Below are 16,911 nucleotides of genomic sequence, written 5' to 3' on the forward strand. Positions count from 1 at the left end.
CCATCAACGGGCATGGCGACGGGATGTTCCGCGAAAGGCGAGCAAAAGCTCACGCGTCAGCGCTTTTCACGAATGTCGGTCAAGCTGCGGGCAGGGGTGATCGCTTCGGGATCGAGCCGCACTTCGATGATCGCGGGCTTGCCGCTTTCGCGGGCGCGCAGATAGGCGGGGCCGAAATCCTCGGTCTTTTCCACCAGCTCACCGTGGCCGCCGAAGGCCTTGGCATAGGCGACGAAATCCGGATTGACGAGATCGGTGGCGCTGACGCGGCCGGGATATTCCCGCTCCTGATGCATGCGGATCGTGCCGTAGATGCCGTTATTGACCAGAACGGTAATGATCGGCAGCCCGTAGCGGACGGCGGTGATGAATTCCTGGCCGTGCATCATGAAGCAGCCATCGCCGGCAAAGCAGACGACTTCCCGCTCGGGGAACATCTGCTTTGCCGCAACCGCGGCCGGAAGACCGTAGCCCATCGAGCCGGAGGTCGGTGCCGACTGGGTGTTGTATTTGCGGAACCGGTGGAAGCGGTGCAGCCATGTGGCGTAGTTGCCGGCGCCGTTGGTGAAGATCGCGTCGTCCGGCGTATTCTCCTCGATCCAGGTCATGATCGGCCCCATATGCACGTCGCCGGGGCCCGTTGCCGGTGGCGTTGACCATTTCAGGTAGGCATCGTGCATGGCCGACTTGCGTTCGGCCCAGAGCGGCAGCGCCGGCGGCTCAAGATCCCTGATGGCGGCGACGAATTGCGAAGGGGCGGCGCAGATGGCGAGATCCGGGCGGTAGATGCGACCGAGTTCTTCCGGGTCGGGGAAGACGTGGATGAGTTTCTGGGCGGGATAGGGGATGTCCAGAAGGGTGTAGCCGGAGGACGGCATTTCCGACATGCGCGCGCCGATCAGGATCAGAAGGTCGCTGTCCTTGATCTCTTTTGCCAGCGCCGGATTGATGCCGATCCCGACATCGCCGGCATAGGACGGGTGCAGGTGATCGAACAGCATCTGGCGGCGGAAGGAGCAACCGACCGGCAGCTTGAAGCGGCTGGCGAAGGACTGGAAATCGGCGACAGCCTGCTCGTCCCAGCGGGTTCCACCGACGATGACCATCGGGCGCTGTGATTCCTTCAGCAGCTTTTCGAACTCGGCGACCTGCGTCCTGCCGGGATGGCTTTCGACAGGAGTATAGGCTTTTGCGCGTGGCGCTTCGACTTCCTCGACCAGCATGTCCTCCGGCAGCGTCAGCACGACCGGGCCGGGGCGGCCGGAGGTGGCGACGGCAAAGGCGCGGGTGACGAACTCGGGAATGCGGCGTGCATCGTCGATCTCGCCCACCCATTTGGCGAATTCGGTGAAGGCGCGGCGGTATTCGACTTCCTGGAAGGCCTCGCGTTCCTTCATGTCGCGGCCGATCTGGCCGACGAAGAGGATCATCGGGATCGAATCCTGCTTGGCGACATGCAGGCCGGCGGATGCATTGGTGGCGCCGGGGCCGCGCGTGACCATGCAGATGCCGGGTTGGCCCGAAAGCCTGCCCCAGCTGTCGGCCATCATCGCAGCGCCACCTTCCTGGCGGCACACGAGGACGTCGATGCCGCTTTCATAAAGCGCATCGAGGACGGCGAGATAGCTTTCGCCCGGCACGCAGGAGACACGGCTGACGCCGTTCGCCTTCAGCGCCTCGACGATCAGCTGACCGCCGGTTCTGATGGTGGTTTCCGCGGTGTCTTGCATTGATTGCTCTCCTCCTCGATTGCATTCAGTTCTGCCAGAATTTCATCCGTATGTTCGCCGACGCGCGGGCTCGGGCGGTGATAGGCGAGCGGTGTCTCCGACAGCACGATCGGGGTCCTCACGCCCGGAATGACCGTGCCGTCGGCCGCTTCAAGATCGACGCGCAGGCCGCGCGCCTTGACCTGCGGATCCTCGAACATCTCGCCGATCGAGTTGATCGGGCCGACCGGTACAGCGTTTTCGCCGCAGGCCGCCAGAAGATCGGCTTTCGTCCATTTCACCGTCTCGGCCGTCAGCAGGCTGCGAACTTCGACGCGATGGGCGACGCGGGCCTTGTTGGTGGCGTAGCGTTCATCATCTGCGAGGGCCTCTATGCCGAGAATGCGGCAAAAGCGCCGGAACTGGCCGTCGTTGCCGACGGCGAGAATAATATGGCCATCGAGAACAGGGATCACCTCATAGGGCGAAATGTTGGGGTGGGCGTTGCCGAGCTTGACCGGAGATATGCCGGAAATCAGGTAGTTCATGTTCTGGTTGGCGAGAACAGAGGACATGACGTCGAGCAGGGCCATGTCGACCAGCTGACCTTCGCCAGTGTTCATCGCATGGATGAGTGCCGCCTGGATGGCGGTGACGGCGTAGATGCCGGTAAAGATGTCGGCGATCGCGACACCGGCCTTCATCGGCTGGCCATCCGGTTCTCCGGTGATCGACATGAAGCCGGACATGCCCTGGACGATGTAGTCATAGCCGGCGAGCGCGGCATAGGGGCCATCCTGGCCAAACCCGGTGATCGAGCAGTAGACGAGCTTCGGGTTGATCGCTTTCAGGCTTTCGTGGTCGAGGCCGTATTTCTTCAGGCCGCCGAGCTTGAAGTTCTCGATCAGCACGTCGGATTGTGCAGCGAGACGGCGGACGACCGCCTGGCCTTCCTCGGTCTTCAGATCGACGGCAATCGAGCGTTTGCCGCGATTGGTGGCGTGATAATAGGCGGCGGACAGGTTGTCGCCTTCGATGCTTTCGACGAAAGGTGGCCCCCAGGCGCGTGTATCATCGCCGCCTTCCGGGTTTTCCACCTTGATGACATCGGCGCCCATATCCGCCAGCATCTGTCCGGCCCAGGGGCCGGCCAGTACGCGGGCAAGTTCCAGGACGCGGATGCCGGCAAGCGGCGGCTTTTTCTCAGGCTTATCCATGATCAGGGAATTACCGATGTGGTTTCGCTTGTCGTGACGGGCTTGATGGAGGCGGTGCGGCGTTCGCGCCAGATGATGTAGAGGCCGGAGCCGATGATGATGGAGATGCCGAGCCATTTGATCGGGTCGGGGAAATCGCCGAAAACCAGCCAGCCGAAGAGTGTGGCCGAAACGATCTCGAAATACTGGATGGGGGCAAGAACCGAGGCCGGGGCTGCGCGGTAGGCATAGACGCTGAGAAGACCGGACAAGGCTGCGAAGACGCCGACGCCGGCCATGAGCGCTACGGCCGCGGCATCGGGAACCGAAGGTGCGAGGAAGCTGATGTCAGTCATGCCGCCGACCAGAAGAAGGGCAGCGCTGATCGGCATTCCCCAGAGCGCCATCTGGAACTGCATGGCGAACGGCTCTTCGCGATGCGCCAGTGCGCGCGTCATCATGGCAAAAATGGCGACGCAGAAGGCGGTGACGACCGGTAGGAGCGCGACATAGCCGATTTCCTGAAAGCTCGGGCGGATGACGATCATCGCGCCGATAAAGCCGACCGCGCAGGCGGTGTAACGGCGCCAGCCGATGATTTCCTTCAGGAATATGCTCGACAGGACGGTGAGGATGATCGGTTCGACGAAGAAGATGGCGACCGCATCGGCAACCGGCATGACCGCCAGAGTGGCAACGAAGCAGATCATGGAAAGCGTCACGAGACCGGCGCGGATCGCGTGAAAAAAACTCATCTGCCAGGAAAAGGAACGCCATGAGCGGCTGATCAGCACAAAAGGCAGCATGCAGACGGCCTGAAAGAGAAAGCGGGCGGCGGTGATCAGTGTCGGCGAGGCACTCGCGGTGGCAAGCTTGGAGAAGACATCGATCAGCGGCGCAACCAGCATAGCCAGCAGCATGAAGCCCAGGCCGGCGGAAATGCTGGTCGCCGGGGCGCGCGAATCTGGTTTTGCCGGTGCTGCACTCATGGGTTGGATATAGCGGTCTGCGACACTTGGCGCACTTGAATAAATGTCATGAACTCATTCCGCTGGCGCCTGGCCCGATTAGGTTGCCGGTCCTGGCTTGAAAGCGGCGACAGATCGCGCCCATTCGGCGAATTCTGCGGTCGCTTCCGCCCGCATCGTATCGTTAAGTGTCTCATGGCGGGCGTTCGGCCAGAAGCGGGTCGTGACGTTTGTCAGGCCTGCCGCACGGAACCTTCCCGAAAGCCAGAGCACTGCGCGGCCCTTGTCGGTCGCCGGGTCCTCTCCTCCGCCGAGGAGATGGATCGGAATGGTCTTCGGCAGACGGGAGAGATGTTTCGGCGCCCGGAAGGCGAGGTCGAAGAGGTCCAGCCAGAGTGACACGCTTGCATCGAAACCGCATAACGGATCTGCGATATAGGCATCGACCTCGGCCGGGTCGTGGCTCAGCCAGTCGAAGGCGGTGCGATGGTTCGGGATGGAATCGCCCCAGGCGCCGAAGGTGAGGCGGGGCAGCATGCCGCTTGGCGTATCCGAACCTTTGAGCGCCCGCTCGGCCAGAAGCAGGCCCTGCGCGACGCGGCCGGCAATGCCCGGATTGAAATTCGTGTTCCATACCGCGACCGCATCGAAGCCCTGCGGGTTTTCGAGTGCGGCATTGAGGGCGATCAGCCCTCCCATGGAATGGCCGAAGAGAATGACGGGCAGGTCGGGATGTGCGGTGACAGCCATGTCCCGAATGGCCATCACGTCCCGCAGGACGATCGCCGCGCCATCCTTGAGGGCGAAGCGGCCGAGCGGCGCCTCCGGCGCCGTTGTTTCGCCATGGCCGCGGTGATCCCAGGCGTAGACATGAAAGCCCTTGCCGGCCATTGCCTCGGCAAAGGGTCGGTAGCGCCTGGAGTGTTCGGCGAGGCCGTGTGAGACAAGCAGGATGCCGATGGCGGCACCTTCGGCGGGCATATGCCAGTAGGCAAGGCTTGCGTCGCTCGAACGTGCCAGCCGTTTGCTTGCGTCGAACATATTGCCTGCCTTCTCTGCTCTGTTTCCTTCGGCATTGTTTTGCAGAGCGCCGGTCTTAGCGCAATGTTAAACGCGCGGGACCTAATAATCGCCGATCGTTGGCGGGGGCCTTCCTGGAGAAATGACACAGTCTATTGACGTTGCCGCGAGTGGGGCAGAGCCCACGAAGAGAGCAAGCCTTCTTTCTCTCTTCGTCATCATGCTTGTCGCAGGTGTCTGCATCTGCCTGCTTGATTTGGCCGATGCCCGGAAATTCATGGGCGACATCGATGATCAGATGCGCGAGGTTCAGATCCGGCATCTGCTGTTCGGCGGTGCGGGCTGGTGGGATCTCAATCTGCCCGCGATTGCACTGCCGGAACCCTATATCTCGCCCTGGTCGAGACTGGTGGATGCGCCGTATGTTGCCATCACCCATATTCTTGCGCCGTTCATCGGGAAGGATGCTGCGCTGACGATGGCGTTCGACATCTGGCCGATGGTGATGCTGGCGATATTCTGCCTGCAATGCGCCGTCATTTTCCGTCGCATGAACGTGCCGGCCTTGTTGATCGGCTATCTTCTGGTCGTCACTGCCGCGCTGGCGATGTTGTTCGCGTTCTGGGAATTCGTTCCCGGCCGTATCGATCACCACAATATCCAGATTATCGCATTGATGACGATGCTGTGCGGACTGGCGCGCTGGGATCGCGCAGGCGGTTGGCTGCTCGGCATTGGCACACTGATCTCCGTCGCCATCTCGCTCGAAGGGTTGCCTTTCATCGCGGTCATCCATGCATGCCTCGTCGTTGGTATGCTGTGGCGTGTCGACGGCGCGGTCGCGATGGTGAGGCATGCGTCGGCGGTCATGTTCCTCGCGACCCTGCCGCTGGCTTACGGGCTGATCGGGCCGGTCGGCATGCTATCGACGCAATGCGATGCGTTCTCGGCGCCCTATATCTTCTTGCTCGCGGGGTTTAGTGCCGTGCTGTGGGGTGTTGCAAGGTTCCTTCCACATGTGCGTCGGTTGCTGCAGATTGCCTGTCTGGCCTTGCCCAGCATCATGCTTCTGGCCGTCTTCGCCATCCTTTTCCCACAATGCCTTTCCGGCCCCTATTGGATGATCGATCCGGTATCGAAAAGCTATTGGTTGCAAAGGATCTCCCAAGAGCACAGCGCGCTTTATTTCGTCGGGCAAGGGCAGTCGGCAATCCTGGTGCTCGCCGTTGTTCTTGGCATCATCCTGACCTGTGCGACTGCTTTTGTTATGCGCTGGCGGGAGCAGGGCTGGATGGGGCTGCTGATCATCCTAGTCGTCGGCTGGGTGGCGCTGATCCTGACATTGGTTCTCAATCGCTATATCCGTTTCGCCTTTGCCTTCGCGCCGCTACTCATGCCGCTCGCCGTTCAGTTCTTTCAGGTCAAGGCGGTTGACAAGCTGGCGGTCGGACTGCGCCGGGCGGTGCTGGGTTGCATCGCTGCCTATGTCCTTACGGCCATCTATGTCGTGCGGGAAACGCCTTTACGCGTGGCGGTGTTCGATGCTGCGGATTACATGGCCTATAGCGATTGCGCCGAGGGGGATTTCTCCTCCCTGAATGCGCTTGCTCCCGGCCGCATCGCGGCCCCGCAAGGGATGGGGCTTACGCTTGTGGAAGCATTGCCGCCGGGCTTTTCCGTTGCAGCGGTGCCGTTCCATCGGGCATCGCCCGGCATGCGCCGGATGTTCGAGGCATTCTTGACGGAAGATGCCGGCACCCGACGCACGGCGCTTGCGTCGTTCGACTATGTCTCCGTATGCCGCTTTCCGCTCAAGCCCGATGTTGGGGTTGCGCCGCTTTACGATGCGCTCTCGGCAGGGCGGGAATGGCCGGGCCTTATCCGCATTGCAACCGGTGCCGACAATCCGTTCCAGCTCTTCCGGATCGACCACGCAGCCCTGGAATAACGCAAATAAGGCGTCGAAAGCTGCGGCTTTCGACGTGCCACGCGTTGCCCCGAGGCGCGTCTTCGCCTACATAGCGGCAAAACCTCTTTCCCCCGGAGCTTAATTATCGATGGCACGTCAGTTCATCTATCACATGTCGGGACTGAACAAGTCCTATGGCGCCAAGAAGATCCTCGAGAACGTCAACCTGTCGTTCTACCCCGACGCCAAGATCGGTATCCTCGGCCCGAACGGCGCCGGTAAGTCGACCGTCCTGCGCATCATCGCCGGTCAGGACAAGGAATTCACCGGTGAAGCCTGGCTCGCCGAGGGTGCGACCGTCGGCTATCTGGAGCAGGAACCGAAGCTCGACCCCAACAAGACCGCATTCGAAAACGTTATGGAAGGCGTTGCCGATAAGCAGGCCGTGCTCGACCGTTACAACGAACTGATGATGAACTATTCCGACGAGACGGCGGAAGAGGGCGCGAAGCTCCAGGACGTTATCGACAGCCAGAACCTCTGGGACCTCGAACAGCAGGTCGAAATGGCGATGGAAGCGCTGCGCTGCCCGCCGAAGGACGCAGCCGTCGACAATCTCTCGGGTGGTGAGCGTCGCCGTATCGCGCTCTGCCGCCTGCTTCTGTCGCAGCCTGACCTGCTGCTGCTCGACGAACCGACCAACCATCTTGACGCCGAGACGATCGCCTGGCTTGAAAAGCACCTGCGCGACTATCCGGGCGCCGTGATGATGATTACCCACGATCGCTACTTCCTCGACAACGTCACCGGCTGGATTCTCGAACTCGACCGTGGCCGTGGCATTCCGTACGAAGGCAACTATTCCGCCTACCTGACGGCCAAGGCCAAGCGCATGCAGCAGGAAGCCCGTGAAGAGGCCGGTCGCCAGAAGGCGCTGTCGCGTGAGCAGGAATGGATCGCTTCCAGCCCGAAGGCGCGTCAGGCCAAGTCGAAGGCCCGTATCAAGTCCTACGAACAGCTGGTCGATGCAGCCGAAAATATCCGCCCGAGCGATGCGCAGATCATCATTCCGGTCTCCGAGCGCCTCGGTAACGTCGTCATCGAACTCGAAGGCATCAAGAAGGGCTTTGACGGCCGCACGCTGATCAGCGACCTCTCCCTGAAGCTGCCGCCGGGCGGCATTGTCGGCATCATCGGCCCGAACGGTGCCGGCAAGTCGACGCTTTTCAAGATGATCACCGGCCAGGAAACGCCTGACGAGGGTTCGATCCGCGTTGGTGACACCGTTCACCTCGGTTATGTCGACCAGAGCCGCGATGCGCTGGCTGCAGACAAGACCGTCTGGGAAGAGATTTCAGGCGGTGCCGAAGTCATCAAGCTCGGCAAGTTCGACATGAACTCCCGCGCCTATTGCGGCGCCTTCAACTTCAAGGGCGGCGATCAGCAGCAGAAGGTCGGCAATCTCTCGGGTGGTCAGCGCAACCGCGTGCACCTTGCCAAGATGCTGAAGGCCGGCGGCAACGTTCTTCTCCTCGACGAACCGACCAACGACCTCGATACGGAAACGCTCGGTGCGCTGGAAAGCGCGCTGGAAGCCTTTGCCGGCTGCGCCATCATCATCAGCCACGATCGCATGTTCCTCGACCGTCTGGCGACGCATATCCTTGCCTTCGAAGGCGACGGCCATGTGGAGTGGTTCGAAGGCAACTTCGAGGACTACGAGCAGGACAAGATCCGTCGCCTCGGCCCGGATGCGCTCAACCCCGGCAGCCAGTCGTACAAGCGTCTGACACGCTGAGGGCGCGATTGGCCCGTTCTACCGGTGTTTTTTGAAGAAGGGTGCGAAAGCGCCCTTCTTTTTTTGCTTTGGAAGCGCAATCAATGATTGTATATCGTTGATTTTTATCGGTTTTTTCCGATTTCGGGTTTTACTGAATTTTTAATCGATTTAGATTTAATCGCCGGCATAGTATTCACGTGAGGCTGGCATGTTCTCTATCCGCAATACGCTTACCGGTGCATTTCTAATCGTCAGCGTCACGCTGGCGGGTGTGGTGGCAAAGTCCACGCTTGATGCATATTCGACTTATCAGTCACAGGTCGCAGCCGCGGACTTCGCGCAGGTCGACAAGGCGCTGTTCAATGCGCTGCTCAGTTTCCGCAGCGAGCGGGGCGACACCGCGACGGCGCTGCAGCTGCCGCAATCTGCCGCCGCAGCGACGATGGAAAGCGTCAGGGCGGCGCGTGGCCGCGTTGATGCTGCGATGGCGGATGCCTCCGCTGCCATGGCGGATGTCGATGCCTCCGGATTGAAGGCGGCCTTCGACGGCGTGACTTTGGTCTACGGCCAGGTCGTCCTCCTGAGACAGGCGGTCGACAATGCCCTGACGCGCGAACCGGCTGCGCGCCCGGCGGATCTCGGCTCTCGATCCTTCGCTCTCGGCAGCGATTACCTCGCTGCCCTAGAAAGAGCATCCGTGAGTGCCGAGAACGCTATTCGCAGCGATGATCCTTCGATGGTGGCGTTGGTGCAGACCCGCGCGCTCGCCTGGGCGGCCCGCGCCAATGGCGGCACGTCCGCCGTGGTGATCAATGCACCGATCACAGAGGGCAGGGGATTTTCGGGCGATGAGGCCTTCAAGGTCGCCGCCGGTGATGCGTCGATGGCACTGGCCTGGAATGCCGTGAAGGTGCTCGTCGATCACCCCGGCATGTCGGCTTCCCTGAAGGATGCGGTGGCGCTGGCCGAGCGCGGCTATTTTGCCGGCGAAGTCGCATCGTGGCGTTCCGCTGTCGTGAGCAGGTTGCAGGCCGGGCAGGCAAGCCCTGTCGGCATCGACGAATGGCGTCCGAAAATCACTGCTGCTCTCGGCAGTGTCGCCGCAGTCGCCTCTCTGGCCATGGATCAGCTGGTGACGCAGGCGGGCATGCAGAGGGAGGCCGCCCTTTGGTCTCTGGCGGCCAATGCCGCGCTGTTCGTTCTGGCGATCGTGATTGCGCTTGGCGGCATGTATATCGTCATCGCGCGCGTTGTGCGGCCGATCTCTACCCTGACGGACTGCATGGGTGCATTGGCCAGCGGAAAGCTGGATGTCGATGTGGCCGGTACGCGGCGTACCGACGAGGTCGGCGCCATGACGCGCTCGGTGGAAATCTTCCGCGAGGCAGCGATCCGCAACAGGCAGCTCGAAGATGAGGCGGACGCCAACCGTCGCACGGCCGAACGTGAAAAGGCCGAATTGCAGGCGCGTGCCGAAGCGGAAGCAGAGGCGCGTCTGACACAGGCGACCGGTCAGCTGGCCGCAGGCCTGCGCCGTCTGGCCGATGGCGACATGACCTGCGAGATCCATGAGAGCTTCGCGCCGCAGTTCGAAGCACTGCGCGCCGACTTCAACACATCGGTGATGCAGCTGCGTCGCACCCTGACGGGCGTCGGCCAGGCGGTTGCAACGGTGGCCAGCGGCTCCACCGAGATTTCTTCTGCCTCCGATACGCTCTCCAAGCGGACGGAACAGCAGGCCGCCTCGCTGGAGGAGACGGCCGCGGCGCTTGAAGAGATCACCGCCAACGTCGTGAATACGTCCAGGCGGACCGGGGAAGCGCGTGATGTGGTGCGCGATGCAACGGCGCGGGCTGACAAGTCGGGAGAGGTCGTTCGCGATGCCGTCTCCGCCATGGAGCGTATCGAGGAAGCGTCCCGCCAGATCAGCCAGATCATCGGTGTGATCGACGAGATCGCCTTCCAGACGAACCTTCTGGCGCTGAATGCAGGGGTCGAGGCGGCGCGCGCCGGTGAGGCCGGCAAGGGTTTTGCTGTCGTCGCCCAGGAGGTTCGCGAACTTGCACAGCGCTCCGCCAATGCGGCCAAGGAGATCAAGGCGTTAATCTCCAACTCCACCACCGCCGTCGATCAGGGTGTCAAGCTGGTCGGCGATACCGGCGAAGGGCTGGCGCAGATCGCCGAGCTGGTGCTCGTCGTCAACCGCCACATGGATGCGATCGCGACGGCTGCACAGGAGCAGTCCGCCGGCCTTTCGCAGATCAATACCGCGATCAACCAGATGGACCAGGCGACGCAGCAGAATGCTGCAATGGTCGAGGAGATGAACGCGGCCGGCGTCGGTCTGGCACAGGAAAGCAGCAACCTGAGCGGTCTGCTGTCGATCTTCAATCTCGGCAATGCCGGCGCCGAAGGGCTTCGCAATGCCGCCGCCCAGATGCGCTCCGCCACGGCACCCTCGCGACACGTCGCTCAGCCGGCCACCCAGCCGAGCTATTCGTCGCGGCAGTCCGCTCCCATCGCGCGGTCCCGTGGCGGCGCTGCCGTCGCAGTGGCCAAGGACGAGTGGCAGGAATTCTAAGCGCGTAAATCGCCATATCCTGATCACGAACGGGGCAGCGGAAGCGCTGTCCCGTTTTTTACTTCTGTGCTATCAGCCTTTCAATCTTGCGTCGCACCCGTAAATCACATAAAGATATGTTTATATCTTGATTGAAGGTGGTTGTCAGTTGATCCTGGATACGCTCATAGACGTTTTGAAGACGGTGGGGGAACCTACGCGTTTCCGTCTGCTTGCGCTGCTTGCTCGCGGCGACCTGACCGTGACCGATCTTACTGAAATTCTCGGGCAATCCCAGCCACGCATTTCCCGGCACCTCAAGCTCCTGACCGAAGACGCGCTGATCGATCGCTATCAGGAAGGCGCCTGGGCCTATTTCCGCCTGCGCCACGACGGAGCGGGGGCAACGCTGGTGCGCACGCTGCTGGCCACGGCTGCGACTGACGATCCGGTTCTGGCGCGCGACGGCGAACGGCTGGCGGCGGTCAAGCGCCAGCGGGCCGACAAGGCGCAGGCCTATTTCAGTCGCAACGCATCCGAATGGGACGAGCTTCGCCGCCTTCATGCCAGCGATAGTGCCGTCGAGCAGGCGTTGCTGCGGATGGTCGGGACCGCGCCGATCGATTCGCTGCTCGATCTGGGCACCGGTACGGGCTGGATCCTCAAGCTTCTGGCGCCGCATTACCGCCGGGCGATCGGCGTCGATGCCAGCCGCGACATGCTGTCGGTGGCGCGCGCCAATCTCGACAAGGCGGGCATCCTCAAAGCGTCCGTTCGTCACGCCGATATTCTCAACCTGCCGCTGGAAGGCCAGGATTTCGATCTGGTGACGATCCATCAGGTCCTGCATTTTCTCGATCAGCCGGAACTGGCGATTGCGGAAGCGGTCCGAAATCTGCGGCCGGGCGGGCGGCTTTTGATCGTCGATCTGGCGCCGCATACGCTGGAGCATCTGCGCGAGGAGCATGCGCATGTGCGTCTCGGCTTTTCGCACGAGACGATCGGCGACTGGCTGGAGAAGCTCGGTGTGGATGTGGAGAAGTCGATCGATATCGCACCGGACAAGGCGGAGGGCCTGACCGTGACGATCTGGCTGGCGAGGGATCGCCGCATGCTGGTCGCCGGCAGCGAAGACACCGCGCCGAGGCTTTCGGCGCTGCAGGAAGGATGACCATGAGCGACAACAACAAGAAACAGAAGTTCGAGATCTCCTTCGAATTCTTCCCGCCGAAGTCCGAGGAAATGGAAGCCCAGCTTATCGAGACCGTCGATAAGCTGGCTGAATTCCAACCGGAATTCGTCACGGTGACCTACGGAGCCGGCGGTTCGACCAAGGAACCGACGCTTTCCGCCGTAACGAAAATCATTGCCGCCACGAACCTGCCGACGGCAGCACACCTGACCTGCGTCGATGCATCGAAGGACGAGGTTAAGGCCGTCGTCGAGGAGTATCGTGCGGCCGGCGTTCGCCGTATCGTTGCCCTGCGCGGCGATCCGTCGACCGGTATCGGCACGGAGTATGTGCCGCATGCGCAAGGCTTCCAGCAGACGGCGGATCTGGTGCGTTCGCTAGCCGACTATGGCGACTTCGACATTTCCGTTTCCGCCTATCCGGAAAAGCATCCGGAAAGCCGCGACATGGCCGCCGACATTGCTACGCTGAAGAGCAAGGCAGATGCCGGCGCGACGCGGGCCCTGACGCAGTTCTTCTTCGATAACGAGACCTTCTTCCGCTACATGGATGAGGTTGCGGCCGCGGGTGTGACCATTCCGGTCTTGCCGGGCATCATGCCGATCCAGAACTTGACGCAGTTGAAGCGGTTTGCGCGTCGCTGCGGCGCGTCGGTGCCGTCCTTCCTGGATGCCCGTTTCGAAGGGCTGGACGAGAAGCCGGAGGAGCGGGCGAAGGTTGCTGCCGAGGTTGCAGCCGAGCAGATCGAGGAACTGGCGCGGCATGGTTTCCACCACATCCATCTCTACACGATGAACCGTGCACCGCTGATCTCCGCCGTGCTCGACACTATCGGCTATGCGCCGGGCACGACCAAGGCCGTTGCGGCGGCCTGATCAGCTACCATTCCGACAGGCATTAAAAAACGCATGCTCCGCAGGGAGCATGCGTTTTCTGGAATTCGTGGTCCATATCAAACGTATTTGGATGCAAGATACGACCGGTAGTCTATCCGCCTAGATGAAAAGCATCGAGGCGACAAATGCGAATGCTGCACCGACTACCAGGAGATTGAGGGGGTAAGTACGTCCCATGTTTGCCTCCTTGCGTTGACGAGCCGATTTTATGTCGGTTCTGTGTCAAATGGGAAGCGGAATCTTGTGCTGCGCTGCAGCGGGTTTGATGCGGTTACGCATCGTTATCCACTTATCCATCTGATATAAAAAGAATATTCGGTATTAACGAAGCTTTCTCACACGTTAAATTTACCTATTTGGCTGTTAACGACGGTTATTTTTCGTGAGCGGAGGCGGTGATTTTTGCCTCTGTCATGCGGCTTTGCTGCGGTTGCGAAACAGGCGTCCGTCGAGCAGAAGCAGGCCTAGACCGATCACCGCCATGCCGGTCATATCGGTGAGCGCAAGTCGTTCTCCGAGGAAGAGCGCGCCGAGAAGGATGGCGCTTGGCGGCACCAGCAGGGTGACGAGCGACGTGTTGGTGGCGCCGGCAAGCGCCAGGATCCTGAAGAAGATCAGGTAACCGAGTGCGGTGGACAGGAGCGCCAGCGCGACGATGGCAGCGACCGCATGCAAGGAGGGCGCCGCGAGCGTCCATGGCTGGTCGGCAATCAGCGAGACGGGCAGCATGATGAGGCTGGAGGCGGTCAGCTGGCCGGTGGCCGTTACCGGGGCGGGAAGGCCGCGGAAACGCTTTCCGTAGGTGCCGGCGACGCCGTAGGAGATAGCAGCCATGACCGGCAGGACGAGCGCCCAGAGCGGGGCCGCCGTATCCGTGATCGTGCTCGGGCCGATGAGAATGCAGGTGCCGACAAGGCCGGCGACGCAGCCGGCGAGCTTGAGGCCGGTCAGCTTTTCGTCCGAGGTCCACTGGTTGGCGATAATGACCGTCCAGATCGGCGTCGTCGCATTGAGGATCGAGGCGAGCCCGGCGCCGATCTCCGTCTGGCCGAAGAAGATCAGCGTGTGAGGCAGGGCGTTGTTGACGAGGCCCATGACAAGGAAGGCCCGCCAATGCTCTTTCAGGATCGAATAGGTGCCGAAGCGGCCGTGCAGGTAGATGTGGAGGGCGAGAGCGGCGATGCCGAGGCGCAGAAGCACGAGCGTGAAGGGCGGAACCTCCTGCACGGCGATGCGGGCAAAGAAGAAGGAACCGCCCCACAGCAGGCCGAGCAGAAAGAGCAGCGCCCAGGCGAGCGTGGTCAGGCGGGGCGTCTCTGCTGTCATTTCGATTCTCTTCGATTTCTTCGATGCAAAAGATAAAACGGGCGGCGATCCGATCGCCACCCGTTTCCTGTCACCTGATCATTTTTCGGCGGCTCAGAGCGCGTCGAGCAGTTCGCGTGTCGGCCAGCCATCGGCCGGCATGCCGAGGCGAACCTGTTCCTTCTGCGTCGCCTGGCGGGTGCCGGAGCCGAGAATGCCGTCGACCTTGCCGACATTGTGGCCATGGGCCTGCAGCTTGATCTGCAGGTCCTTCATCGTGTCGGGATCGAGGCCCGGCTCGGGCGTCGTCTTCTGGTATGGCGGTGCGCCCGACAGGCGGGTGGCGAAATAGGCGGCCGAGGTCGTGTAGATGAACGACTGGTTCCACTGCAGATAGATGCCGAAATTCGGGTAGGCGAGGAAGGCGGGACCCTTGCGGCCCTGCGGCAGGATGAGGGCTGCCGGCAGGTTGCCGAAGCTCGTTACGCTATCACGCGGGGTGACGCCGAGCGAGAACCATTCCGACGCCGGGATCTCGTTGCCGAGGCCGGATTTTTCATAAGGCAGGGTTTCCGGCAGGGTGACTTCCTGCACCCAGGGTTCGCCCGGCTTGTAGCCCATGCTCTGGATGAATTTCGCCGCGGTCAGGATGGCGTCGGCGGCGGATCCCTTGACGTCGATATGGCCGCTGTTGTCGCCATCGACGCCGTGGGCGATGATGTCTTCCGGCAGCATTTGCACCTGGCCGATTTCACCGGCCCATGCGCCGGTATTGGTGGCCGGGTTGAGGTCGCCGTGCTGAACCATCTCGATCAGCGAGATCAGCTGCGGGCGGAAGAGTTCCGGGCGTCGGCAGTCATGCGACAGGGTGACGAGCGCGTTGCGGGTGTTGAAATCGCCCTGAACTGCGCCGAAATCGGTCTCCATCGCCCAGAAGGCAGTGATGACGCCGGGGGCGACGCCATATTCCTTCTCGGCGCGGGAGAAGACGTCGGCGAGCTGCTTCAGCTTCTGGCGGCCGATATCGAGGCGGGCCTGGCTGACGGTGCGCTGCGAGAATTCGAGAAAGGTCTGGCGGAATACGCCCTGGGCACGGTCGCGCGAGAGAACCTTCGGGTCGATCTGCGCACCGGCAAGCGCTTCATCGGCAGCACTTGCCGGAATGCCCTTGGTGATCGCTTCCTGCTTAACGCCTTCGAGAAAGGCCGCGATATCGCCGCCGCAAACGGGTTTCGGCTCGGCGGCTACTGCTGCCGGAGACGTGTTTGCCGGAGTTTGGGCGGTCTGGGCGAAGGCGGGGGCAGCCATGCCTCCCACGATGAGTGCAGCATAAGCAAGGCGGCGGCTGTCGAGCAAGGGCATGGTCGATCCTGAGCGATCTGTGAGCGTTTTGAGGAAAGTTGCAGACGATGAGATATGCCGTACAGGTCGGTGTGACCTGTGCGGAAGGCCGCTATTTAGCGCAGTCGCATTCACAATGCCAGCGTCACGCGCAAGGTCAAGCGCCGCCTAGCGATTGGCGGCGGCGACCCAGCTTGCCCAGCTCTTTTCATTGCCGGAGAAGACGTTGATATCGGTATTTCCCTTGATGCCGGGAATGACGCCGGTTGCGGTATATTGCCAGAAGGTCCATTTGCGGCCCGTATAGATCTGGCTCGGATGGGCGGCGACCGAGCGGACCCAGAAGTGATGGTCGTTGAAGGCGCCGACGAGATTGTCGCGGTGGAAATCCACCGATGTGTAAATGATCGGCTTGACGCCGTAATGAGCCTCGATGCGGGCGATGAAGCGGCGCATGACATCGCGAACGGTGGCGGCATCGGGCTTCAGCTTGCAGCTGGGCGAGGCGTGGTTCCATTCCATGTCGAGCACCGGCGGCAGCATGTTGGCCTCCTTCGGCACATTGGCGATGAACCAGTCGGCCTGATCTTCCGGCGTCGAGCAGAAATAATAGAAGTGATAGGCGGAATGCGGAATGCCGGCAGCCGCCGCGCCGCGCCAATGGGTGGTGAAGGCCGCGTCGATGCGGTCCTTGCCTTCGGTTCCTTTGATGAAGACGAAGGCGACATCGGATTTCTTCACCGTCTGCCAGTCGATATCCGTGCCGTTCCATTTCGACAGGTCAATGCCGTGGACCTCGTGGCGGCCGGGGTGGTTATGGCCGAAATCCTGCGGGTCGTTGTCCTTGAACTTGGTGCCGCGGATCGAGGCGGTGTCCATCACGTCGCCGGTCGAGGTGCAACCGGCAAGCAGACAGGCAGACAAGGCGAGGGCGAGGAGAATGCGCGGCATGAAGGACCCGGATTGAGTGACGATCAAAGCCGCAGTCAGCCGGAATCGGCGAAGCAGCACCAATTTTCGTTTATCATAGAGGCG

12 protein-coding genes are annotated in these 16,911 nt (G+C 61.7%); 5 read left to right on the forward strand and 7 right to left on the reverse strand.

The features are described from left to right. Positions 1-56 precede the first annotated feature (56 nt). The 4 genes from AC0JZ4_RS12555 to AC0JZ4_RS12570 form a co-directional block, all read right to left on the reverse strand. Positions 57-1,730, reverse strand: a complete 1,674-nt coding sequence (locus AC0JZ4_RS12555) for a thiamine pyrophosphate-binding protein (protein ID WP_471886706.1) — start codon at positions 1,728-1,730, stop codon at positions 57-59. Further along, positions 1,685-2,926, reverse strand: coding sequence for a succinate--glutarate CoA-transferase (caiB, locus tag AC0JZ4_RS12560; RefSeq protein WP_471886707.1), 1,242 nt, complete (start codon positions 2,924-2,926; stop codon positions 1,685-1,687). The genes AC0JZ4_RS12555 and caiB overlap by 46 nt, the downstream gene beginning before the upstream one ends. Before the next feature lie 2 nt (positions 2,927-2,928). Then, positions 2,929-3,894 carry a DMT family transporter gene (locus AC0JZ4_RS12565; RefSeq protein WP_471886708.1) on the reverse strand — a complete coding sequence of 322 codons (966 nt, stop codon included), beginning with the start codon at positions 3,892-3,894 and terminating at the stop codon, positions 2,929-2,931. A 78-nt stretch (positions 3,895-3,972) separates the two neighbouring features. Next, on the reverse strand, positions 3,973-4,914 hold the full coding sequence (locus AC0JZ4_RS12570; protein WP_471886709.1) for an alpha/beta fold hydrolase: 942 nt from the start codon (positions 4,912-4,914) through the stop codon (positions 3,973-3,975). 256 nt (positions 4,915-5,170) lie between these two features. Between AC0JZ4_RS12570 and AC0JZ4_RS12575 the strand changes: the two genes are divergently transcribed. The 5 genes from AC0JZ4_RS12575 (at position 5,171) to metF (ending at position 13,209) form a co-directional block, all read left to right on the forward strand. Beyond that, entirely contained in the window at positions 5,171-6,841 is a 1,671-nt protein-coding gene (locus tag AC0JZ4_RS12575) for a hypothetical protein (RefSeq protein ID WP_471886710.1), read from the forward strand. A gap of 109 nt (positions 6,842-6,950) precedes the next feature. After that, positions 6,951-8,600: an energy-dependent translational throttle protein EttA gene (gene ettA / locus AC0JZ4_RS12580; protein ID WP_471886711.1), complete on the forward strand. Its 1,650-nt coding sequence runs from the start codon at positions 6,951-6,953 to the stop codon at positions 8,598-8,600. Between the two features lie 190 nt (positions 8,601-8,790). Beyond that, positions 8,791-11,163: a methyl-accepting chemotaxis protein gene (locus AC0JZ4_RS12585; RefSeq protein ID WP_471886712.1), complete on the forward strand. Its 2,373-nt coding sequence runs from the start codon at positions 8,791-8,793 to the stop codon at positions 11,161-11,163. 130 nt (positions 11,164-11,293) lie between these two features. Further along, positions 11,294-12,313 carry an ArsR/SmtB family transcription factor gene (locus AC0JZ4_RS12590; protein ID WP_471887879.1) on the forward strand — a complete coding sequence of 340 codons (1,020 nt, stop codon included), beginning with the start codon at positions 11,294-11,296 and terminating at the stop codon, positions 12,311-12,313. Then, on the forward strand, positions 12,310-13,209 hold the full coding sequence (metF, locus tag AC0JZ4_RS12595; protein WP_471886713.1) for a methylenetetrahydrofolate reductase [NAD(P)H]: 900 nt from the start codon (positions 12,310-12,312) through the stop codon (positions 13,207-13,209). Before AC0JZ4_RS12590 ends, metF begins: the two co-directional genes overlap by 4 nt. Before the next feature lie 432 nt (positions 13,210-13,641). Here metF and AC0JZ4_RS12600 read toward each other — a convergent pair whose 3' ends face one another. The 3 genes from AC0JZ4_RS12600 to AC0JZ4_RS12610 all read right to left on the reverse strand — a co-directional run bounded on the left by AC0JZ4_RS12600 (position 13,642) and on the right by AC0JZ4_RS12610 (position 16,827). Next, the gene (locus AC0JZ4_RS12600; RefSeq protein ID WP_471886714.1) at positions 13,642-14,556 is read right to left on the reverse strand and encodes a DMT family transporter; all 915 of its coding nucleotides are present in this window, start codon (positions 14,554-14,556) and stop codon (positions 13,642-13,644) included. 93 nt (positions 14,557-14,649) lie between these two features. Continuing rightward, the gene (locus AC0JZ4_RS12605; RefSeq protein WP_471886715.1) at positions 14,650-15,897 is read right to left on the reverse strand and encodes a lytic murein transglycosylase; all 1,248 of its coding nucleotides are present in this window, start codon (positions 15,895-15,897) and stop codon (positions 14,650-14,652) included. Between the two features lie 147 nt (positions 15,898-16,044). Continuing rightward, positions 16,045-16,827: a glycoside hydrolase family 25 protein gene (locus AC0JZ4_RS12610; protein WP_471886716.1), complete on the reverse strand. Its 783-nt coding sequence runs from the start codon at positions 16,825-16,827 to the stop codon at positions 16,045-16,047. Between the last annotated feature and the right edge of the window lie 84 nt (positions 16,828-16,911).

Source organism: [Rhizobium] kunmingense, from assembly GCF_977018605.1.

Coding starts and splice junctions, on each gene's coding strand:
- AC0JZ4_RS12555 (WP_471886706.1), bottom strand. CDS start 1,730: ATGCAAGACACCGCGGAAACCACCATCAGAACCGGCGGTCAGCTGATC.
- caiB (WP_471886707.1), bottom strand. CDS start 2,926: ATGGATAAGCCTGAGAAAAAGCCGCCGCTTGCCGGCATCCGCGTCCTG.
- AC0JZ4_RS12565 (WP_471886708.1), bottom strand. CDS start 3,894: ATGAGTGCAGCACCGGCAAAACCAGATTCGCGCGCCCCGGCGACCAGC.
- AC0JZ4_RS12570 (WP_471886709.1), bottom strand. CDS start 4,914: ATGTTCGACGCAAGCAAACGGCTGGCACGTTCGAGCGACGCAAGCCTT.
- AC0JZ4_RS12575 (WP_471886710.1), top strand. CDS start 5,171: ATGGGCGACATCGATGATCAGATGCGCGAGGTTCAGATCCGGCATCTG.
- ettA (WP_471886711.1), top strand. CDS start 6,951: ATGGCACGTCAGTTCATCTATCACATGTCGGGACTGAACAAGTCCTAT.
- AC0JZ4_RS12585 (WP_471886712.1), top strand. CDS start 8,791: ATGTTCTCTATCCGCAATACGCTTACCGGTGCATTTCTAATCGTCAGC.
- metF (WP_471886713.1), top strand. CDS start 12,310: ATGACCATGAGCGACAACAACAAGAAACAGAAGTTCGAGATCTCCTTC.
- AC0JZ4_RS12600 (WP_471886714.1), bottom strand. CDS start 14,556: ATGACAGCAGAGACGCCCCGCCTGACCACGCTCGCCTGGGCGCTGCTC.
- AC0JZ4_RS12605 (WP_471886715.1), bottom strand. CDS start 15,897: ATGCCCTTGCTCGACAGCCGCCGCCTTGCTTATGCTGCACTCATCGTG.
- AC0JZ4_RS12610 (WP_471886716.1), bottom strand. CDS start 16,827: ATGCCGCGCATTCTCCTCGCCCTCGCCTTGTCTGCCTGTCTGCTTGCC.